The sequence below is a fragment of the Nocardia sp. NPDC041819 genome, assembly GCF_055590505.1.
This window is the reverse complement of sequence record NZ_JBVJAP010000005.1, coordinates 98,826-119,730: the sequence shown is the minus strand read 5'-3', so window position 1 is coordinate 119,730 and position 20,905 is coordinate 98,826. Positions and strand designations below refer to the sequence as shown.

The 20,905-nt window shown below is 69.5% G+C and carries 18 protein-coding genes and 1 pseudogene; 3 read left to right on the top strand and 16 right to left on the bottom strand.

Annotated features, from left to right (window positions below; genetic code table 11):
• Window positions 1-320: 320 nt before the first annotated feature.
• Complete coding sequence (locus tag ACZ6DL_RS17495) at window positions 321-1,943, top strand: ABC-F family ATP-binding cassette domain-containing protein (protein ID WP_466052211.1); 1,623 nt, start codon at window positions 321-323, stop codon at window positions 1,941-1,943.
• Between the two features lie 116 nt (window positions 1,944-2,059).
• Here ACZ6DL_RS17495 and ACZ6DL_RS17490 read toward each other — a convergent pair.
• The 3 genes and pseudogenes from ACZ6DL_RS17490 to ACZ6DL_RS17480 form a co-directional block, all read right to left on the bottom strand.
• Window positions 2,060-2,173: pseudogene (locus ACZ6DL_RS17490) on the bottom strand (alpha/beta hydrolase); the annotation flags it as partial.
• 18 nt (window positions 2,174-2,191) lie between these two features.
• Window positions 2,192-4,903 carry an ATP-binding protein gene (locus tag ACZ6DL_RS17485; protein WP_466052209.1) on the bottom strand — a complete coding sequence of 904 codons (2,712 nt, stop codon included), beginning with the start codon at window positions 4,901-4,903 and terminating at the stop codon, window positions 2,192-2,194.
• A 145-nt stretch (window positions 4,904-5,048) separates the two neighbouring features.
• Window positions 5,049-5,558, bottom strand: a complete 510-nt coding sequence (locus ACZ6DL_RS17480) for an HAD domain-containing protein (protein ID WP_466052207.1) — start codon at window positions 5,556-5,558, stop codon at window positions 5,049-5,051.
• A gap of 259 nt (window positions 5,559-5,817) precedes the next feature.
• On the opposite strand from ACZ6DL_RS17480, the gene ACZ6DL_RS17475 reads away from it, so the two are divergent.
• Together ACZ6DL_RS17475 and ACZ6DL_RS17470 are read left to right on the top strand one after the other, a co-directional pair.
• Window positions 5,818-6,384: an RNA polymerase sigma factor gene (locus tag ACZ6DL_RS17475; protein WP_466052205.1), complete on the top strand. Its 567-nt coding sequence runs from the start codon at window positions 5,818-5,820 to the stop codon at window positions 6,382-6,384.
• Window positions 6,377-6,739: a hypothetical protein gene (locus tag ACZ6DL_RS17470; protein ID WP_466052203.1), complete on the top strand. Its 363-nt coding sequence runs from the start codon at window positions 6,377-6,379 to the stop codon at window positions 6,737-6,739. The genes ACZ6DL_RS17475 and ACZ6DL_RS17470 overlap by 8 nt, the downstream gene beginning before the upstream one ends.
• Before the next feature lie 217 nt (window positions 6,740-6,956).
• On the opposite strand, the gene ACZ6DL_RS17465 is transcribed toward ACZ6DL_RS17470, so the two are convergent.
• The 13 genes from ACZ6DL_RS17465 to ACZ6DL_RS17405 form a co-directional block, all read right to left on the bottom strand.
• Window positions 6,957-7,235 (bottom strand): ANTAR domain-containing protein, encoded by a 279-nt coding sequence (locus ACZ6DL_RS17465; protein WP_466052201.1) that lies wholly within the window; start codon window positions 7,233-7,235, stop codon window positions 6,957-6,959.
• Between the two features lie 198 nt (window positions 7,236-7,433).
• Window positions 7,434-8,084 carry a PAS and ANTAR domain-containing protein gene (locus ACZ6DL_RS17460; protein ID WP_466052199.1) on the bottom strand — a complete coding sequence of 217 codons (651 nt, stop codon included), beginning with the start codon at window positions 8,082-8,084 and terminating at the stop codon, window positions 7,434-7,436.
• Window positions 8,085-8,184: 100 nt separating this feature from the next.
• On the bottom strand, window positions 8,185-9,186 hold the full coding sequence (locus ACZ6DL_RS17455; protein ID WP_466052197.1) for an alpha/beta hydrolase: 1,002 nt from the start codon (window positions 9,184-9,186) through the stop codon (window positions 8,185-8,187).
• A 567-nt stretch (window positions 9,187-9,753) separates the two neighbouring features.
• Window positions 9,754-10,614 (bottom strand): TIGR03619 family F420-dependent LLM class oxidoreductase, encoded by an 861-nt coding sequence (locus ACZ6DL_RS17450; protein ID WP_466052195.1) that lies wholly within the window; start codon window positions 10,612-10,614, stop codon window positions 9,754-9,756.
• A gap of 343 nt (window positions 10,615-10,957) precedes the next feature.
• Window positions 10,958-11,287, bottom strand: coding sequence for a hypothetical protein (locus ACZ6DL_RS17445; RefSeq protein WP_466052193.1), 330 nt, complete (start codon window positions 11,285-11,287; stop codon window positions 10,958-10,960).
• A 551-nt stretch (window positions 11,288-11,838) separates the two neighbouring features.
• Window positions 11,839-13,155 carry a UDP-glucose dehydrogenase family protein gene (locus ACZ6DL_RS17440; RefSeq protein WP_466052191.1) on the bottom strand — a complete coding sequence of 439 codons (1,317 nt, stop codon included), beginning with the start codon at window positions 13,153-13,155 and terminating at the stop codon, window positions 11,839-11,841.
• Window positions 13,148-14,098 carry a glycosyltransferase family 9 protein gene (locus ACZ6DL_RS17435; RefSeq protein ID WP_466052189.1) on the bottom strand — a complete coding sequence of 317 codons (951 nt, stop codon included), beginning with the start codon at window positions 14,096-14,098 and terminating at the stop codon, window positions 13,148-13,150. Before ACZ6DL_RS17435 ends, ACZ6DL_RS17440 begins: the two co-directional genes overlap by 8 nt.
• The gene (locus ACZ6DL_RS17430) at window positions 14,089-14,778 is read right to left on the bottom strand and encodes an SDR family oxidoreductase (protein WP_466052187.1); all 690 of its coding nucleotides are present in this window, start codon (window positions 14,776-14,778) and stop codon (window positions 14,089-14,091) included. Before ACZ6DL_RS17430 ends, ACZ6DL_RS17435 begins: the two co-directional genes overlap by 10 nt.
• A gap of 18 nt (window positions 14,779-14,796) precedes the next feature.
• The gene (rfaE2, locus tag ACZ6DL_RS17425; protein WP_466052185.1) at window positions 14,797-16,179 is read right to left on the bottom strand and encodes a D-glycero-beta-D-manno-heptose 1-phosphate adenylyltransferase; all 1,383 of its coding nucleotides are present in this window, start codon (window positions 16,177-16,179) and stop codon (window positions 14,797-14,799) included.
• On the bottom strand, window positions 16,176-16,739 hold the full coding sequence (locus tag ACZ6DL_RS17420) for a D-sedoheptulose-7-phosphate isomerase (RefSeq protein ID WP_466052183.1): 564 nt from the start codon (window positions 16,737-16,739) through the stop codon (window positions 16,176-16,178). Before ACZ6DL_RS17420 ends, rfaE2 begins: the two co-directional genes overlap by 4 nt.
• Window positions 16,736-17,779 (bottom strand): glycosyltransferase family 9 protein, encoded by a 1,044-nt coding sequence (locus ACZ6DL_RS17415; RefSeq protein ID WP_466052181.1) that lies wholly within the window; start codon window positions 17,777-17,779, stop codon window positions 16,736-16,738. The genes ACZ6DL_RS17420 and ACZ6DL_RS17415 overlap by 4 nt, the downstream gene beginning before the upstream one ends.
• Entirely contained in the window at window positions 17,776-19,275 is a 1,500-nt protein-coding gene (locus ACZ6DL_RS17410; RefSeq protein ID WP_466052179.1) for an HAD-IIIA family hydrolase, read from the bottom strand. The genes ACZ6DL_RS17415 and ACZ6DL_RS17410 overlap by 4 nt, the downstream gene beginning before the upstream one ends.
• A complete protein-coding gene (locus tag ACZ6DL_RS17405) occupies window positions 19,272-20,894 on the bottom strand; it encodes a carbamoyltransferase family protein (RefSeq protein WP_466052177.1) in 1,623 nt (540 codons plus the stop codon). The genes ACZ6DL_RS17410 and ACZ6DL_RS17405 overlap by 4 nt, the downstream gene beginning before the upstream one ends.
• Between the last annotated feature and the right edge of the window lie 11 nt (window positions 20,895-20,905).

Sequence of the window (20,905 nt, the reverse complement as noted above, 5' to 3'; positions counted from 1 at the left end):
CGACAGACTGTAGCCGCCTGTTCGAAGGCGGCGTCTCCGGGTCGGGCGTTCATCACTCCGATGAACCGCCGAGTCGCGCGTGTGCGTATCGCGCGGACGCCCTTGTGCGCACCCTCACCATGTCGTTGACAGGTCGTGGAATCGGCCTCGGCGCACGGTGCCCGTCGCCACAGCCTTCGAAGATCTCATCGCGCGGTAATCGTCCGCGGGCCTGACGTCTCCGATAGTTCCACGGTGATCGTCGCTGCCCGCTGCCGCGCGCGGCCCGCAACCGGGCTTCGAACGCAAAGCTTCCCTCACGGGCACAAGGAGAACCACACATGCCTACATCTACGCATTCGCCGATCACGCTGCACGATCTGTCGTTCGAATGGCCCGACGGCAGCGTCGCGCTGGCGCGGCTCAACGGCGTCTTCAGCGCCGGACGAACGGGACTGGTCGGCCGCAACGGCGCGGGCAAGTCCACCCTGCTGCGCCTGATCGCGGGGATCCTGACGCCCACCTCGGGCCACATCGAGGTCGCGGGCGAAGTCGGCTACCTACCCCAGACGCTGACCCTCGGCCACGGCACCACCCTCGCCGAACTGCTCGGCATCGCGGGCACGCTCGCCGCACTACGCGCGATCGAATCCGGAGACACCGACGAAGGGCACTTCGACGCGGTGGGCGACGACTGGGACATCGAAGCGCGCGCCGACGAGGCACTGCACGAGATCGGCTTCACCGCAGCGGATCTCGACCGGCGTGTCGACGAGATCTCCGGCGGGCAAGCCGTGCTCGCGGCCGTCACCGGGCTGCGGATCCGCCGCACTCCGATCACGCTGCTCGATGAGCCGACGAACAATCTGGACCGGGCCACGCGCGCGCAACTGGGCGCGTTCGTCGACACTTGGCCGGGGACCCTCGTCGTGGTCAGCCACGACCTCGAACTGCTCGAACGCATGGACAGCACCGCCGAACTACACGCGGCGGCGATGGAAGTGTTCGGTGGCCCCTACAGTGCTTGGAAACAACATCTCGAACAGCGACAGTCCGCGGCCGTGCAGGCGGCCCGGACCGCCGAACAGGCACTGAAGACCGAAAAACGGCAGCGGATCGAAGCCGAGACCAAACTCGCGCGCCGCGAGCGCACCGCACGAGCGACGCAGCAGCACGGCGGCATCCCGCGCATCCTGGCAGGCAACCGCGCCAGCAGAGCACAGGCCTCGGCGGGCGCGATGCGCACCGGTCTCGACGCGAAAGTCCGCACCGCTCAGCAACTCCTCGATGACGCCGCGTCTCGCGTACGCCGCGAGGAACACATCCACCTCGACCTGCCCGACCCGGACGTGCCACGCGGCAGGCGCATCGCCGAACTACGCGACGGCGACCACACCCTCGTCATCCAGGGCCCCGAGCGGGTCGCGCTGGTAGGACCCAACGGCGCCGGGAAATCGAGGTTGATCGAGAACCTGCTGGGCATCGGGACTCACACGCCAGGGCACGTGACGGGCGCCCTGTTCACCGACCGCGTCGGCTACCTGCCGCAACGCCTGGACGGACTCGTCGAGGACGCCGGCGCGGTGGACAACGTGCACGCCGTGGCCACCACCACCCCACCGGCCGCCATCCGCAATCAGCTGGCCCGGCTGCTGCTGCGTGGCGACAGCGTGGACCGGCCGGTGTCGACGCTCTCGGGTGGTGAACGTTTCCGCGTCTCGCTGGCCCGGCTGCTGCTCGCCGACCCGCCCGCCCAGTTGCTGATTCTCGACGAGCCCACCAACAACCTCGACATCGCCAGCGTCGAGCAGCTCATCGAGGCGCTCGCCGGCTACCGGGGCGCGGTCCTCGTCGTCAGCCACGACCATCCGTTCCTGGCGCGAATCGGCATCGACACCATCGTCGAACTCGAAACGGACGGCCATCTGCGGCGGCACGGCACGCTCGAGGAACTCGGCCACTGATGAACCGGCGCGGCCACCCATGCGCGATCCGCGTTGCGCACCACCCATTGGGCGGACCCGCATGGTGGCTGGGGCATGCCGGCGAGCGATCGACTGCCTCTGCGCCAAGGCGCTGGTCACAGGTGGGCTGCGTCGATGATCGCCCGGGCGAACGGGTGCGGCGCTTCCTGCGGGACGTTGTGGCCGATGCCGTCGAGGACTCGGTGCTCGTATTTGCCGACGAACTTCCGCCATCCGACGCGGAGGGGTTATGCGGTGGTGTCGTCTCCGGCGGGTAGGAGTCCGGCGAGATCGGTTCGTGAGCTGACGCCGAGTTTGGGGAAGATCCGGTGCAGGTGGGTGCTGACGGTGCGATGCGACAGGTACAGCCGCTGCCCGATCTCACGGTTGGTCAGGCCCTGAGCCGCCAAGCGCGCGATGCTCAGCTCGTGCGGGGTGAGCTGCTCGCGGGCGTCCGGGCTCCGGTTGGGGCTCGATTCGCCGGCGCCGCGCAGTTCGAGGCGCGCTCGTTCACTCCAGGCGGCGAACCCGAGAGCGTCGAAAGCCTCCCTGGCCGTGCGCAAATGGGTCCGGGATTCGACGACCCGGCGTTGCCGCCGCAGCCATTCACCGTAGGAAAGGTGCAGTCGCGCGCGTTCGGCGGGCCAGCCGCTCAGGTCCGCCGCCAGCGCACCGGTGAAATGCTCTTCGGCGGTTTCCGTCGCGAGCAGGGCCTGTGCGTAGCGCAATCCGATGTGCAGGGCGAGTGCGGGTGTGGACGCAGCGGCGGGTTCCAGTTCGCGCAGCAGCTCCCGCAGGGCGTCGGCCTGACCGGCCCGGATCGCGGCATCGGTGAGTTCGGCGAGAAAATACGCGCGCAGGGCCGGCGAGTGGGACGGATCGCCGGGGTCGTGCATCCGGCGCAGATCGGCGAAGGCGTCGTCGAATCGTCCCTCACCGAGGGCTGCGATCCCGCGAGCGAGCTGGACGGTGGCCAGTACCGGCCGTGCGCCGGAGGCGAGGCCGATCCGTTCGGCATCCGCGCCGAGGGCGGCGGCGTGCGGATAATCCCCGTGCAGTGCGGCGATCTCGGCTTGCACGGCGACGGCCAGTCCGTGCATGAAGGGTTGCCCGGTCTCGCGGGCGAAGGTCGCGGCTTCGGCCGCGACGGGCGCCGCGGTGGTGAGGTCGCCGAGCCGGGTCAGGCTCCAGGCCCGCACCGTGAGCGCGCGTGGCAGCAGTCCCAGCTTGCCCGCGGCGCGCAGGCCGGGCGCGGCCACGGTGGAGAAGTGGGCGGCGAGGTCGAAGGCGCCCACTTGGAGGGCCGCGCTGCCCAGGAAACGATCGGTCTCGGGGTCGTGGCCGATGCCGGAGGCCAGTGCGCGCAGGTGGTGGTGAACGTGTTCGCCGCGTTCGAAGGGGGCCACGTACGCGGCGACGGCGACCAGGCGCGGGTCGTCGTCGGGTATGGGGAGTTCGTCGGCGACGACGAGGAGCGCGCGACGGGTGGCTGGGCCGGGTTCGGACCAGAAGCACCGCATGGCCGCACCCCACAGAATCCGCATCGCCGCGTCGGCGTTGCCCTCCGCGGCGACGGCGGCTGCCAGCGCCGCCAATTCGGCGATGCGGGAGGGATCTTCGCGTACTCCGTCGTCGAATCCGCTGAGCAACCAGGCCGCGGTGGCGTCGTGGCGGGGGGCCAGGGGGAGTGCGCGCGCGGCGTGGACGAGTCGTTCGGCGGTGGCGCGGCGGCCGGAGTCGACGGCGAGTTCGGCCGCGCGCAGCAGTCGGTCCGCTTGCCGGTCCGGGTGGTCGGTCAGGGCGGCAGCCCGCTCCAGCGCCGCGATCGCGCCTGCGCGGTGGCGGGCCCGTTCGGCGAGGTCTTCCAGTTCGAGGGCCACCTGTTCGTCCGGACCCACCGTGGCCGCGGCGCGCTGCCAGACGCGCCGGTCCGGCCGTTCGATCAGGTCGGCGAGCGCGTGGTGCGCGCGCCGGCGTTCGTCGGCCGTGGCCGTGGCGGCGAGGGCCGATCGCATCAGCGGGTGCCGGAAGGCAATCGTGTCGGTGCCGACTTCGATCAGCCGGGCCTCGACCGCGGGCGTGAGGAGTGCGGGCTCGGCCGTGGATCCTAGCAGAACGCTTGTGGCTGTGAGCGTTTCCGCGAGGGAGTCGCTGTCGTTGAGCGCGGCGACGAGTAACGCGGATCGGGTCGGCGCGGGCAGTGTGGCGCTGCGTGCGGTGAAGGCGCGCTCGAGCCGTTCGGTCAGCGGCAGGGCCGGGAGGAATTCCTCGAGGTCGTCGGCCACGGTGGGCAGCTCGGTGAGCGCGAGCGGGTTGCCGTGGGCTGCGGCCAGCAGCCGCCGACGGGTCGGCGCGGACAGCTCGGGTGCGGCGTGGTCGAGCAGTGCCGCCGCGTGATCGTCGGGCAACGGCTCGAGTCGCATGAAGGTCAGTTCGGCGTCGGCGAGCGGTGAGCGGTAGCCGTCACGGAGTGTGGCGATCAGGGCGATCGGTTCGGTGTCGATGCGGCGGGCGACGAAGGCGAGGACCTCGACGCCGGCGTCATCGAGCCAGTGCGCGTCTTCGGCGACGATCAGCAGCGGCCGCTCGACGGCCGCGTCGGCCAGCAGTGTCAGCGCGGCGAGCCCGACCAGGTAGGTACTCGGCTCCGCATCGGAGCCCGACAGGCCCAATGCGGTGGTCAGCGCCTCGTATTGACGTGGGGGCAAGGCGTCGAACCCGTGGCGCAGCGGGTAGAGCAGGCGGTGCAATCCGGCGTAGGCGTAGTGCTGTTCGGCTTCGACGCCCGCGGTCCGCAGCACCCGCAGCCCCGCGATGGCCGCGGCGGCGACGGTCTCGTCCACGAGCGCCGACTTTCCGATACCGGCCTCCCCTCGGAGGAGGATACCGCTGCGTTCGGCGGGACCGTCGACGAGCGCGCGCAGGTCCTTCAGCTCGGTGTCTCGGCCGAACAGTGGCATGGCGCGGCACTCCTTCTCCGGGTCGCCCGCCGGATGCGGGCCCTGCCGAGACCCTACCCACGCCGGTGAACCCGAGCCCGTGGAGCGGATGGTGCCTCGTGGCGGCCGGGAGGACTCGCCTGCGCTGGTCGATCACCCCGGACGGCTACGGTGCCGCCCGTAGCCAATCGGTGAGCGCGGTGAAGTCCGTATCGAGCAGACCCAGAACGCCGTCGACACGATGCAGCAGGGCGCGGCCGTGGTGGTTGCCGCAGACCCAGGCCGAATCCTGCTCCCTGATCTCGTCATCGATCCAGATGAACGAGCGTCCGGCGGCCGAGGTGACCACAGCTCTGGTCTTCCAGTGCAACTCGTCGTCGAAATAGTCGCCGCCGGGATAGTCGGGCAACGCCACCACCGGCAGCTGCGGCAGACCGAGGATCGGCGCGAGCACGCGGTTGGCGTCCTCGCCCCAGCCGGTGGCCCACCTCAGTTCACAGTCCAGTGCCAGCAGTCGGTCGCCGAGGCTTCGGGTCAGCCCGGACAGGAGCGGATTCGATGGCTGCTGCCACGCCGACCAGTCCACCTCGCTCACCGATGGAGCGGCGGTGCCGTAGGGGAGCAATGTCCCGTCGACATCCAAGAACAACAACGGTCGAGTCGAACCACCGGCCACGGCGACAATTCTGCGTACCGCAGCGGCGTGACGGCAATCAGGCTGGGGGCAACTCCCGGTAGTTGCTCGAACCCGCCGCGTCGGCTGTGCTGACATTCGAGGTGAATCCTTTGGTGATGTCCGGCCCTCTCATACGTGTGCCGGCAACCAGGTCGGCGCGAATCGAGGAGGTTTGTCGTGATCATTGCCGCCATCGCAGTGGTGACCGTGCTGGTGGGCTGGTGCAGTGTCACCGTCCTCCGCCGCTGGAGCCGCTCGCGTGACTGACTACACCTGGCCTGACGAGCGTTTGATCGCCGCGGCGCGCGAAGGCGACGCCGCGGCGATCGCCGCACTGGTATCCGGCTCGTACCCGCATGTGCGCCGGTTCGCTCACACGCTGTGCGCCTCCGCCGAAGACGCGGAGGACGCCGCGCAAGAAGCGCTGCTCATCCTCTATCGCAAGATCGGGACGCTGCGAGCCTCCGGTGCGCTGGCGTCGTGGATGTTCCGCATCGTCCGCAACGAGTGCGTCCGGCAGTGGCGCATGGTGACAAGGCAATTCGAGCCGATGCCCGATTCCTTCGTGGCGTCGGCCGAGGACGAGGCCGTTCAGCGACTCGAAGCCGCCCGAGTGGCGGCGGTGATCGCCGCGCTGCCCGCCGACCAGCGGCGGGTGCTGATCATGCGAGACGTTCAGGGGTACAGCGGCCGGATGGTCGCGGGCATGCTCGGCCTGAGTGTCGCGGCGATGAAGTCACGGCTGCACCGTGCCCGGGCAACGGTGCAACACCAGCTGCGGAATACACCGCACCCAACGCCGGAAAGGAGCGGACAGAATGACTGATGAGCAGAACTTCGCCAGCGCCTCGGTGCCCCGGCACCTGGTACGCGGCGTCGTGGGATTCGGCGCGCTGATCGGCGCGATCGCGTTGCTGCCGGTATTCGGGGTATTCGGCTTGCTGCTGGCGCCGGTGGGTCTGCTCGCACTGCGCGGGTGCCCGACCTGCTGGGCGATCGGACTGATGCAAACCATCTCGCGGGGCCGGCTGCAACGTTCGTGCGTCGACGGTCGGTGTCGCCTGACCGGTGCCGGGCACCTCCGGTCCGGACACGGCACCCGGGCGCCTGATCCTGTGGTGACAGCAGTCGGCGGCAATATGCGACGAGCGTCACACCCGGGAGATGACGCCGTCATGTAACGCTGGGCGCTGCTGTGACGAATAACAGCCGGGTACAGATGTTTTGGTCACCACTGGGGGTGGCCGGTACCCGCTGTCGGATACGCGCGCTGCCGCCGGACCAAGCACTTTCCCCCTGCCCGGCGGCAGCGCCCGCTGGTGCGAGTCGTCACATCCCGCTCGCCGAGCCTGGCTGGTCTTCGGCGGCTACCGACCTCCGACGGGCCGTTGACGGTTGTCAGTGGTGCGGCTGGTGTGTGGTAGCTCTGAACAGCACGCGATCCAAGGATTCTCGGAGCGCTTCCATGTCTCGAGGTGTGCCGATCTCGGGGAGTTCCTCGACCACCGCGGCTGCGATGTCGCGGAGTTTGATGTTGGTGTCCTGGGATGCGGTTCGCAGGATCTCGAAGGCGTGGTCGGCGTCGACGCTGTAGACCAGCATCACCGCACCCTTCGCCTGCTCGATCACCTGTCGCGCGGCGGCGACCGCTGCCTCATCGACACCGTTAGGCGGCATGTTTCCCACTCCCGGCATCTACCCCGTCTTCCGGCATCGAAACGGCCCCGGTACGTCGGTGAATCGGGTAGCGCACCCCACCCTCTCGATGCTCGGGCAGAGGTGGCACCCTGATCGCGTCTTCGAGCCCCGCTATACCGCGAAGGCGGTCCTCGCGCCCCGGCTCGTCGCGCAGACGATCCCCGCGGCGGTCGCAGTTCAGGGTTGTTCGTGCACAGTCAGCAGCAGGTGATCGAAACGGGTGCGGGTGCGGGTGTCGGCGCCACCAAAGGCGGCCAAACCGACGACGAGTTTCTCGGCCAGCACGCGAAGTTTGGTGTTGGTCTCCTGCGAGCGCCACCGCAACACCGCGAAGGCCTGCTCGGTGCTGATGCCGTAGATGGCGCTCAACGCGCCCTTGGCCTGTTCGATCACCTCTCGCGCGGCCACCATCTCCGGTAACTGCTCGTCGATGGTCTCCTGGCGTTCGGCGGCCACAGTCTCGGTGACGTCGATGTAGAACCCCGCCGTGCCCACCAACGCGCCGACGGAGTCGCGTAGCTGGTCGCCGACCACAAGCACATGGTGCATCACCCCGGCGGTGTCGATGATGCGGTGCCTGCTCGAGAACGGCAACCCGGTCTTGACCACCGTCTCCAAGGTGTCGGCGACCTCGTCGCGATCATCGGGATGCTTGTGCGCCAGTAGCAATTCCGTCGTCGGTTCCACCTCTCCGGGGCCGTAGCCGTGCAGGGTGGCGACCGCCTCGGACCACTCCCAGCGCTGATCGGCGAACCAGAACCGGAAACTACCGGTGTGCTGCGGAAACCGGGGCTCCAAGCCCAGTTCCATCGTCTCGTGTTCGGACACGAACACATTATTTCCGTTCCCGCCGCTCTCACACGCCAGGGACCCGGCGGTGCTGCTTTCCGGACCGTTGTCCCGCTGCGCGACCCGATGGCCACCGCCTTCAGTGCGCGCCGAGCGTATCGAGGATCATCGGACGCGCCGTCGCGAGCGCTTGCTGCCAGTAGGGCCAGGTGTGCGTTCCGTCGATGATGTCGATGCGGGCGGTGATGCCGAGTTCCGCGAGCCGATCGCGGAACATCTGGGCGGAAGTGATCGTCATCGTCTCGAGCCCCATCGCGTTGACGGTGTTCCCGAATCCGAACGGCACATCGAGCGGGCCGGGCAGGCCGTTGCCGCTCGACACGTAAATCGGCAGTCCGCGCAGCAATTCCGCCTGTTCGGTGGCATCGTTGCGGCTCCAGGCAGGGTCCCCGGCCGGACCCCACATGTCGTCGACGTTGAAGTTGCCCTCATCCCACATGGCGGCGCGCATCGCTTCGTTCCAGAGCGGGAATGTCGGGTGCAGGAATCCGGAGAAGGATCCGGCGAACTTGAACTGGTTGCGGTGGAAGGCGGCCAGCGTCAGCGCGGCGTTGCCGCCCATGGAGGCGCCGACGATGGCGTTGTTGGTGCGCGACACGCCGTATCCCTGCAAGTAGGCAGGCAGTTCCTTCGTGAGGAAGGTTTCCCATTTGTACGTCGCCGCTTGACCGTTGGTGCTACTGGATCGGTACCAGTCGGTGTAGAAGCTCGAGTGGCCACCGACCGGGAACACCACTGTGACATTGTCGTCCGCGAACTGGCGCAGGGCGTCGGTATCGGTCGTCCACTGACTGTGATCGGCCGGGGCACGCAGGCCGTCGAGCACATAGAGCGCCGCGCTCCCGCCGCGGGCCGCCCACTGGACCTGCACTTTGATCGGCCCCATGCTGGATGGCACGGATAGCTCCGTGTATCCGCCCACCGGTGCGCGCGCTATGGGTGCGTGGATCGGCGCGGCTGTCGCCACGGTCGCCCCGATCGACGCCATGAGCACAGCTGTCGCCATGACAGCGCCGGTCTTTCTCAGCCGACCACGAACAACCCGCTGCTTCCCAGATCGCGCTGCCGAGCCCACCCGCATCCCTCCTCTTTCTTTCGGTTCGATGACCGAAGAATTCCGATTCGTTCGTCGTCGAGAGCATGTCGTTCCCTCCGCGTTCGCGGCCCACCGTGCTCGGGATCGGGAAGATCATCCTAGGTCGCGCCGCAGCGGCTCCGGAGCGCCGAACTTGTCAGGTCTGGGAAAACCGGTCCTGACGACTTGTCCGGGTGACGCGGGCGGCCTGCCGGCTCCGGGCCGCTGCGGACCAGGTCGAGGGATGCGGATCACCGGCAGGGAACCATCGCTGCACGTACATTTGCCAGATGGTAGCCGGAATGTCCGCTTCGTGGCCTGCCTGCGGCACCGATCAGGTATGCGGCGTGTCACCGGTCGATCCGCAGGGCTTCGGCGATGATCCGCTCCCGGGTGGACTCGCCCATGACCCTCTTGTGAATAACCACTTACTTCCTAGCCGACGAGCAGGTGATTCGTTGCGCAACTCGCGCGGCCGCACCCGCGCCACTGGGGTCGATGACATGGTGGGGAGGCCTTCGCCGGACGGCCGCCGGAGTTGGCCGGTTCGGTGCCCCACCTTCGAGATACGAACTAACCCCTCGTGAGATCGAATCGTCCGGCGAATTCCGACATTCGGCCGTGTTGTTCATCGGCCGTCCCCGGGGCCAGGTTGACGACGATCCGCGTCACTCCTCGATCTTCGAGCTGCCGGACCTGTTCGACCGACAGATCGGCCGAGCCCCAGCGGGTGTACTCGAGAGCGGCCGGATCACGGCCCGCTTCGGCGGCCGCCTTGCGGGCCAGTTCGATCTGCAGATCACGCTCGGCGTCGTCGAGCATGCCACCCGCGAAGTAGCCGTCGCCCCGTCGACCGGCGCGGCGCGCGGCAGCTCGGCTGGACCCGCCCACATGGATCGGAAGCTCGGTTGTCCCCAGTGGTTTGGGGTAGCTGCAGAGCTTGTCGAAGGCATAGAACTCACCATGATGGTCGACGCCCTCGGGGCCGCCCGACCACAGCAGCCGCAGCACGTCGATCGCCTCGTCGGCGCGGCGACCGCGGGTGTGGAAGTCCACTCCCATCGCCCGCGCCTCGCCCGGCAGGGCGCCGAGTCCGACGGTGAGCAGCCGCATGCGTCCCGCGGACAAGACGTCGATGGTGGCCAAGCGTTTGGCCAGCACCACCGGATGGCGGTAGGGCAGCAACAGGACACCGGTGCCGAGCAGCAGCCGTCGCGTGGCCGCGGCGACGAAGCTCAGGCAATCCAGCGGATCGAAGTAGGGCGATTCCGGCGGCAGTTCTCCGGCCCCGTAGGACGCACCGGGATACAGCGCGATGTGATCCTGTAGATACAACGCCTCGAATCCATACTTCTCGGCATGCTGGGCAAACGTGACGAGCCGGTCGGGATCGGTTCCGTTGAACGGCGTGCTGTAACTGATCGCGAATTTCACAGACAATCCTTTGCGCGCGCGTCGGCGCGGATCTATCGGTAGAGACCTTCGGACGGAGAGCGGAGCGGTCGCATGCGGTCGCACCCTCCTACCGGCGACCTCCGCACCACCCCGGCGTCGCAACGGTAAACCTTGCCGCCGATGTCAAGGCAAGCCCTGGTGGAAGCGTCGTCGCCGATGCAGTCCTAGCCGTAGCGAAGCCTGTCGTCCAAGCGCCGCTCGAACGATCCGGCCGCAGTCGAAGGCGGTACCTCGGGAACCGCTGATCCCCTCGCCGGTGACGAACGTGGTCGGGCCTATCTGGCGTACGCGCCCGCACATGACGTGCTCGCCTCGCCGCATATCACCTGGCGCGGCCGCCTTTCGCGGTCATGCGCAGACCCCAGATCTCCAAGGTCGCCGCAACGCCCAGGTATTGCAGGTAAGCGGCGATCACCAGCCATGCGCCGTAGTCGTGCAGCCATGCCCGTAACGGCAGCAGCGCCAGCAGTCCCAGGCAGATCATCAGGGCGCCCAGGACCAGCGCCGGGATTCTCAGCGGCGCGAGTTGCTCGTCGAAGCCGCGTGCGGACCGCGCCGGGTCCGCGGTGGCACTCCGGCTCGATCGGGTGGCGGGGGGAACACCGGTACCGGCCGTATCGAAGGGGTCGGACATGGACGCTGGAATAGCCATACGTTCTCCGGGCCGACGCTCCGATCGACCGAGGTAGCGATTCGATATGGAACAGGACGCTCGATCACCGTTACCGGCGGCCGAGACATCGCGTGAGGCGGGCACTACAGCCGCTCTACGACGTTCATGAGGCTAACTATCGGTTACCGACAGTGTGACCCTAATGTCAGTTCCAGGGAAGGCCGGTCCTGCTCCGGCCGAACGAGCGATCCGGCGTGACCGAACCGTGATATTTCGCCGGAACGTCGCTGTGACCTCGGTCAGGCCCCGGACGGGCGGTGCGGCCCGCATCGGATTCGCGAGGCCGGAATGGCGACGGGGGTTACCGAACCGATATCTGGCGCCGCGAAGGAGCCCGGCAGCGTGCTCTAGAAATGCGGCAGGCGCGGACGCGCCGATGGGCTACGGCGGCATCACGTTGGGCACGAGAATCGGGCCACAGCTGACCGCCCTCGATCCCCACATCACCGCCGCGGTCTTCGGGGCGCCTGGGGTACGAGTGCTGGAGCTGTGGCCGTCCGGGTCGGAGGAGCGGCGTGCCGACGCACCGTTCAGATCCGTCCGCCTCGAAGAGAAACGCCGGTGCCGAGCAAGGTGAAGCCGGTGCCGCTCAGCAGGTGCTCGTCGAGCAGGTTGCGGGTGTCCACGACGACGGGCCGGTCGACGACGGTCGCGAATTTCGCCCAGTCGAGCGAACGGAACTCGGGCCACTCGGTGAGGATTACGAGCGCACCGGCGTCCTTGGCCACCAGGTACGGGTCGTCCACCACCCGAACGCCGTCGAGGCCGGGGGTGCCCGCCGGGACACACGGATCGTAGGCGGTGACCGTGGCGTCGTGCCTCGTGAGCTGCCGTGCGACCGCGAGGGCGGGCGAGTCGCGCAGGTCTCCCGTCCCGGCTTTGAACGCGAGACCGAGCACGCCGATCCGCGTCCCCGACAGCGAGCCGTCGACCGTGCCGGTGACAGCGCGGCGGATCTTGCGCAGCACCATCGCCTGTTGACGGTCGTTGGCGCGCAGGGCACCACGGATTACGGCGAAGTCCACCCCGGATGCCTCCGCGGCCCGCAGGAGCGCGCGCGTGTCCTTGGGCAGGCACGATCCGCCCCAACCGGGGCCCGGCGCGAGAAAGGCCGGCCCGATCCGGTCGTCCATTCCCATCGCGTCGGTGACCTTCGTGATATCGGCGCCGACCCGTTCGCATAGTTCTGCCAAGGTGTTCACGAACGAGAGCTTGACCGAGAGGAAGGCGTTGCTGGCGTACTTGGCCAGTTCCGCGCTGGCCGGGTCCGATCGCAGTACCGGCGCGCCCGTTGCGACGTACAGTGCCGCGACGCGGTCGGCTGCCTCCCGGTCGGCGTCGGCCGCGCCGATGAGGATTCGGCCGGGGCGCAGGAAGTCCTCGACCGCGTGGCCCTCCCGGAGGAATTCGGGGTTGCTGACGACCGGCGTGCCCGCGAGACCGGGCCGGGCGGGGATCCGCGCGGCCGTCCCCACCGGGACGGTGGACTTGGTGACCAGCACGCAATCCGGCGCCAGGACGGTGGACAACGTCGCGAGCGCCTCCTCGATCACACCCAGGTCGGCCGTTCCGCTGGTGCCCATCGGCGTGGGCAGGCACAGCAGAACCACTTCGCATCGGTGCAACTCGCCGGGGTTCGGTGTGAAGACGAGCCGGTTCTCCGAGAGCCCTTCCCGAACCAGTTCCGCCAAGCCCGGCTCGGCGATCGAGACGGTGCCCGCGCGAAGTTCCGCGATTTTGGCCCGGTCGTTGTCGACACAGACCACATGGTGTCCCCAGTGGGCGAGACAGGCGGCACTGGTGAGCCCCACGTAACCGGCACCGACCACACCGACGCGACTACCCATGGCGCACCTTCTCGCCGAGCAGCCCGGCCGCGGCGGTGAGCACATGCTCGGGTCGCAGCAGGAGCAGCCCGGGATCCGCATGGTCGGAATGCGGATCGCCCACCGCCCCGGCCCACAGCGGCACATGGTGTTTCGCGGCGGCGGGCGGTCCCCAGCGATGCGGCGGCGTGGGGCCGAACAGCAGCACCGACGGGGTGCCGAAGGCGGTGGCGAGATGCCCTACGCCGGTGTCGCCGCACACGACCAGTGCCGCGCCGGCCACCAGCGCGGCGAGTTGGGCCAGGCCGGTGCGTCCCGCGTACACCGCCGAAGGCGCTAGTCCGGCTTGTTCGGCGACGGCGTTCGCCAAGGGGATCTCGCCGCGCGTACCGGTGATCACCACGCGGTGGCCGTCGGCGCCGAGTTCCCGCGCCACTCGGGCGAAGCGTTCGGACGGCCAGCGACGTGCGGGATAGGCCGCGCCGGGATGCAGCACGACCACGTTCGACTCGGGGGCGGGCTCCGGTGGCACGGGCAGCAGCAGGGCGGTGGGATCGGCGTCGATGCGTCCGAATCGCAGCAGCCGGCACCAGCGATCCACCTCGTGCATGTCGTCGTGCCACTCGGGGCCGGGCAGATCGGGGAAATCGGGATGGTGGTGGCTCAGCACAGTGCCGGGACGTGCCGCCACGAGGTCCCGGATGCTTTCCGGACCACTGCCGTGCAAATTCACCGCCAGCTTCGGCGGCGCGCCGTGCCATCGGAGCGCACCCAGTCCCGCGGTCGGCAGCAGTTCGTCCACCGCGTCGATGAGACCGACCAGATCGCGGAGCGCTTCCGGCGCGGCCAGTACCACCCGGTCGTCCGGGTAGGCGTTTCTCAGCCCGCGCAGGGCGGGCACGATGGTGAGGAGGTCACCGAGCCCGAGTGCGCGGAGCACGAGAACGGGGTGGCTCAGGGCCACGAGCCCTCTTCCGAGGCGCACACGACCATCTCTCTGACCTCGCAGCCCGGCGGCTGCCGCAGCGCGAAGATCACCGCGTCGGCGACGTCCCGGGGCCGGTTGAGTTTCGCGTCGGGCGGCGGCTTGTACTGCTCGTCGCGGTCGTCGAAGAACGCGGTGTGCATTCCGCCCGGGATCAGCAAGGTCACCCCGACGCTGCCGGCGGTTTCGGCGGCGAGCGCCCGGGTGAAGCCGACGACACCGAATTTGGAGGCGCAATAGGCGGTCGCGTCACCGACGGCCTTGATTCCCAGGGTGGAAGCGCAGGTCACCACCGTGCCCCGGCTCTCCCGCAGGGACGGAAGGGCTGCGCGGATGACAGCGGCTGTGCCGAGCAGGTTGACCTGGACCACGTACTCCCACTTCTTCGTGGGCACCTCGTCCAGGGGACCGCACGCGTCGATTCCCGCGGCGGTGAACACGCCGTCGATCCGGCCACCGGCGCGTTCGACGAGTTCGCGCACGGCTTGTTCGGCGGCGAAGGTGTCGGCGAGATCGGCACACACGAAGTCGACGGGCGTCTCCGGCTCCACCCGGTCGATCACATAGGGGCGGCCCCCGTTTTCGCGGACAGCGGCGGTGACCGCCGCGCCGAGCCCGGAAGCGCCACCGGTGATCAAGACATTGCCGAGGGTTCGCATCGCGCTCCTTACGTCGTGTCAGCCGCGGGCCTGGGTCGCGGCGACCAGTTGTGTTGTCGAATAACCGCGAACAGTCGGGATCAGCGCGATCTCGCCGCCGTAACCGCGGACCACCGCGGCTTCGGGGAGGTCGACGCCGGTGTAGTCGCCGCCCTTGACCCACACATCGGGGCGAAGGCGGTCCAGCAGTGCGCTCGGTGCGGATTCGTCGAACACGACGACGGCGTCCACCGAGGACAAGGCGATGAGCAGCAGGGCACGATCGCGCGCGGGGACGATCGGGCGGTGCGGACCTTTCAGACGCCGCACCGACGCATCGGAGTTGAGGCAGACCACCAGCGCGTCGCCCATGGCCCTAGCCCGGCGCAGCAGGCTCACATGGCCGGGGTGCAGCAGGTCGAAACAGCCTCCGGTGGCAACGAGCCTGCCGCCCGCCGCCCGCACTCTCGCCGCCACCTCGAACGCCGACCCGTCCGTTTCCGTGGTGTCCGACTCCGCGGCAGCGGTGCTGTCGCAGATGGACAACGTGGCCGCGCCGCCCGCCGCGACGAACCTGGCCGCCGCGTCCACGGCGTGCGACACCGCCTCGGCCACCGTGGACCCGTGGCACAGTGCGGCGGTCGCCGCCGAGGCGAATCGGTCGCCGGCGCCGCAAGTGTCGGTACCGGCGCGCCCGGCGATCCGTATGTCGGCGGGCACCGGCACCACGGTGAGACGCTTCCCGTTGGCCAGCACCGCCCCGGCCGAACCGGTGGTGACCGCGACCGAATCCGCGGCCCACTCGTCACGGAGTACTTTCGCCAATTCGTCGGCTTCGACATATCCCGGTGCGAAGTGGCGCGCCTCCTTCAGATTCGGCGTAACCAGCGAGGCACCCGGCGTCGGGGCGGGGCCGCGGGGGTGCGGATCCCACACCACCGGTACCGACCGGGCCAGTTCGGTCAGCATGTGCCGGATCTGCGGATGCGCGGCGACGCCTCGGCCGTAGTCGGCGACGAGGATCGCGCCTGCCGCCCGCAGGGCCCTGGTGACCGAAGCGCTCAGCTGGCCGCCATCCGCCGTCCCGTCGCCGGTGTCCAGCCGAAGCAGGGACTGACCGGCGGCGCGGATGCGGGTCTTGCGTACCGTCTCGCCTCGCAGCGGCATCGTGACGACTCGAACGTCCCGGCCCAGCAGCCGCGCGAGGGTGTGGCCATCCCGGTCGTCGGTCGTCGAGGTGATGAGGGAGACGTCCGCGACCGCCTGCGCGGCCAGCGCGGCGGCCAGACCGGCCCCGCCGGGACGTACCCACCGGCGTTCGACGTCCACCACGGGCACCGGCGCTTCGGGGGACAACCGGTCGGCGACGCCCTCGATGTCGACGTCGAGAATACTGTCGCCGACCACGACCAACGGCTTCACGTCGGTACCCCCAGCGCGTCGTCGAGTGCCGAGCACAGGGCATGCACCAAGACCAGATGCACTTCCTGCACGGTGGCAGTGGCGGCCGCCTCCACGGCTACGGCGTCATCGCACAGTGCCGCAAGCGGATTGGGCGCGGGGCCGGTCATGGCCCAGGTGGTGACGCCGATGTCGTGCGCCGCCTTCGCCGCGGCCACCACGTTGGGGCTGGTGCCACTCGTGGACAGCAGGATGAGCACGTCGTCGGGCCTGCCGTGCGCGCGAACCTGCCGCGCGAACAGTTCGATTCCGCCGTAGTCGTTCACGATCGCGGTGCCCGCCGAGGTGTCGGCGTGCAGGGCGATCGCCGAGAACGGGCGCCGCTCGTTGCGGAAGCGGCCGACCAGTTCCCCGGTCAGGTGCTGGGCTTCGGCCGCGCTGCCACCGTTGCCGCACGCGAGCAACCGGCCACCGTTGTCGAGCACGGTCGCCAGTTCCCGTCCCCACCTGCGGATATTCGGTGCGAAGCGACTGGTGCGCTCCAGTGCCGTGGCCAAAGCCGCGAAATGCTCCTCGATCACCGCGCACCTCCTGTCCGCAGACGCTCACACCTGCCAGCACCGAGTTCTTCCGCCACCGTGACGACCTGCTCCGGGGTGATCGAATCGAGGCACGGGTGCCCTGGCACCGGGCACTCGCGCGCCCTGCTGCCGCGGCAAGGGGCACGTTGGTCACCGAGCATGGCCACCGGCACGCCGTAGGGAGCCCATCGCTCGGCGGGCACGACCGGTGCGAAGAGCGAGACCACGGGCGTCCCGACGGCCGCGGCGAGGTGCGCGGGCCCGGTATTGGGCGCCACCACCACGCTCGCGTCGCGGAGCACGGCGGCGAGCTCGGGCAGCGTGGTGGCTCCGCCGAGATCGATGGCGTGCCTACCGGCGACCGCGTGGGTGAGCGGTCGGTCGGATCGGTCGCCGGTCACGATCACCCGGTGTCCGGCGGCGGTCAGCGCGGCGACGATGGCCGCGGAACGGGAGGACGACGGCTGCCGCGCCGGGACCGACGCGGCCGGATGGACCACCACGTACCCCGGTTCGCCGGTGAGACCACCGACCTTCGGCAACGGTTGCCGGACGGCGAGTTTCCCGTCGTCGCCGGGCGGCAGCCGGAAACCCGCCGCCTGCGCCAGCGACAGCGCGCGTTCCGCTTCGGGCGGATCGCCGTGGACGCGATGACGCAGGTCCAGCAGCGAACCGGGGTAGTCCTCGGAGATGGCGCCGATCCAGGGGACTCCGGCCATCCTGAGCAGGAGCGCCAGCGGCAGTGGGGACTGGTGGAAAGAGGTGAGAATCAACGCCAGATCCACCTCGAGAGCGCGTATCCGCTCGATGAACGCGGTGGTGTCCGCCGAGGTGACCTGGGGCGGCTCCGGGTCGATCCAGGGAGCGCACCAGTTCGAGACCTGGTGCACACCGGGCAAGAGGTCACCGGCGGCGCGGCCGCGAGGTCCGGTCAGCAGCGTCACCGAATCGACGTGCGCCGCCATCGCGCGCACGCACGGACCGGCCAGCAGCACATCGCCGAAGTTGTCCATGCGTGCCACCAGCGCCCGGTCTGTCATGGCGCGCCCGCCATCGCCAGTCGTACGGCTTCGGCCAAATCTTGCGCCACGGTCGCGTCGCGACGCGCGCGATGCACCTCTTCGGGCCGAGTTCTCGCGGTGGGCACCAGGATCGCGCGTGCGCCCGCGCTCATCGCGGCGGTCACATCCGCGCCGGTGTCGCCGATGACCACGCACCTGCCGACGTCGACGCCGAGGTCCGCGGCGGCCTGCCGAATCATGCCGGGCTCGGGTTTGTGGCATGCGCAGCCGTCGTCCTCGCCGTGCACGCACACCTGCCAGGTCGCGAACGGTCCGAGCAGCTCCTCGACCCGGGAGTTGACCGCGGCGAGCTGTTCGGGACTGATCAGCCCTCGGGCGACACCGGACTGGTTGCTCACGACGCCGAGCTGGACGCCGGCCGCGCGCAGCTTCCGCAGCGCGTCGACCGCCCCCGGCACCGGTTGCACTCGGCCGGGATCGGCGAGGTAGGGGATATCGATGATGAGGGTGTCGTCCCGGTCGAACAACAACGCCAAGGGCGAGTTGTGGGTCGCGTTCCGGTGGCGCAACTCACCGCGCAGTCGGTGCCAGCACGCGGCCGGTGGTATGAGCGCGCTGGTCACCGTCATCCGGCCGATCTCCGCCGGTGTGCGGGGCCCCGGCGCGATCCGGCGCGCGGCGAACGCACCGGTCAGCGCCGTCCATGCCGCCGCGAGCAGGACCGCGGACCGGTGACGGCCCGCGATGCCGAGCGCCATGGCCGCCGCGCCCGCGGCCGTGGTGAGCGCGTGGCGGGGCAGGAGTCCCTGGTCTTCGCCGATGCGCCGGCGCCATCGGGCGCCGTACTTGCGCCGCAGCAAGGCGTTGTCGGCGTTTCCGCGTTGCGCTCGCACACTCGCCATGGGCCCCGATTCGCGGACCGGGTGGCGCGTGAGCCGGTTTCCGGACGCGATGGCGTATCCCGCCAGGCAGACCCGAAGCGCGAGGTCGGCGTCCTCTCGAAAGGCCCTCGGGAACCGTTCGTCGAAGCCGCCGACCGCGACCAGCGCGGACCTGCGGTAGGCCATGTCCGCGGTGATCCATCGCGCCGTGGCCAGCCGTGCCGTGGCGCGCTCCGCGTCGGTCGGTCGCCGGTGCCTCGGCAGCGGAACCTCGATGCGGGCCGTGGACGCCGCGGTGTGCTGGTCCAGATCGCGCAGGTCGTCGGCCAGGCGGGCGGGCCAATCCGGCGCGGTGATCACGTCGTCGTCGAGGAAGGCGATCCACGTGCCCGCGGCGTGCCGCCACCCCGCGTTGCGCGCCGCGGCGGGTCCGCGGCCACCCGACCGGATGATCCGCGCCGGAGGCGCTGTCTCGGGCAGCGTCAGCTCCCCGCCCTGTGGCCGATCGTCCACCACGATGATTTCCCGTGGCTTCGGACCCGACGCGGCGGCGAGCGACTCGAGCAGCAGGCGGAGGCTTTCCCGGCCGGTAGTCGGGATCACGATGCTGTAGTCCACGGGGTGGCCGTTCATGAGCGGCGGACCACGAACGAGCCGAGGGCGAGCAGATCGATCGGGGCGGAACCGAAGCACTCGAGGGCGTCGCGTGGCGAGTCGACCATCGGCCTGCCCGCGGTGTTCAAGCTCGTGTTGATCACCACGGGCAACCCCGTGCGCTTGTCGAACTCCGACAGCATCCGCGCCAGGACCGGGTTGTCCGCGGGATCGACGGTCTGCACCCTGGCGGTGCCGTCCACATGCGTCACGGCCGGGATCCGCTCCCGCCACGCCGGATCCACGTCGTGGACGAAAAGCATGTAGGGGCTCGGCAACGGTCCGCGTCCGAAGATCTCTGACGCTCGGTCGGTGAGCACCATAGGTGCGAGCGGCCGGAACTGTTCGCGCCCCTTCACCTCGTTGAGGCGTTCGAGATTCGCCGACCGGCCGGGATGCGCCAGCAGCGAGCGGTGCCCGAGGGCGCGTGGGCCGAATTCGGCGCGGCCCTGGAACCAGGCCACCACGTGGTCGTCCGCGAGCGCTTGCGCCACTTCGGCCGCGATGTCCTCGGATCTGGTGTATTTGACCTTCGCCGTACGGAGAATGGCCTCCAGTTCCTGGTCGGTCCACTCGCGGCCGAGGGCGGCCCCCCGCATCGGGGTGACTCGCTCACCGAACTCGGCCGCCAATTGCAGTGCGGCGCCCAGCGCGGTGCCCGCGTCACCGGCTGCCGGCTGCACCCAGATCCGTTGGTAGGGGCCTTCGGCGTGCAGCCGGCTGTTGGCCACGCAGTTCAGCGCGATGCCACCGGCCAGCGTGAGGTTCTGCTGTCCGGTCTGGCGATGCAGCCAGGAGCTGAGTTCCAGCAACACGTCCTCGAGCCGCCGCTGGACACTCGCGGCGAGGTCGGCATGGTCCCGGCCGAGCGCACCGCCGGTCACGGCGGGAGCGAATTCCTCCCAGTACACCTGTTCGGTGTGGAAACCGCCGTCCCGGACGGAATACAGCAGTTCGCGGAATCGGTCGAGGAAGCGGGGCGTGCCGTAGGAGGCGAGAGCCATCACCTTGTATTCGTCGCTCGACCGGGTGAATCCGAGATGCTCGGTGAGCCCCTCGTACATCAGCCCGAGCGAGTGCGGCAGCCGCTGTGACGCCAATTCGACGAATTTGCCGTCCCGATATTCTCCGGCGAGATAGGAATGGCTTTCGCCGCGCCCGTCGGCCACCAGGACCGCGGAGTCGCCGAAAGGGGCCGCGAGAGCCGCGGACGCGGCATGAGCCAGATGATGTCGTACGAAGCGCACGATCGAGGGATCCAGGCCGGGCAAGGCGGCGGCGAGGAATGCGGGCGCGCGGAACGCGTAGTCCGTCCTGGTCGGTTCGCTGTTCTGATCGAGACCGCCGAGCGAATGATCGACCAGATTCGGGTCATAGGAATAGCCCACCGCGTCGAGCTGATCAGGACGTAATCCCGCGCGTTCCAGGCACCATGCGGCCGCTTGCCCGGGCACCTCCCACGCCGAGAACGGCACCGGCCGCTTACCGTGTTTGCGCCGGGTGAACCGCTCTTCCTCGGCCGCCGCGACGATTTCTCCGTCGACGACCAGGGCGGCAGCAGGGTCGTGGAATACCGCGTTGATTCCGAGAATGCGCACGGGCCGCCTTT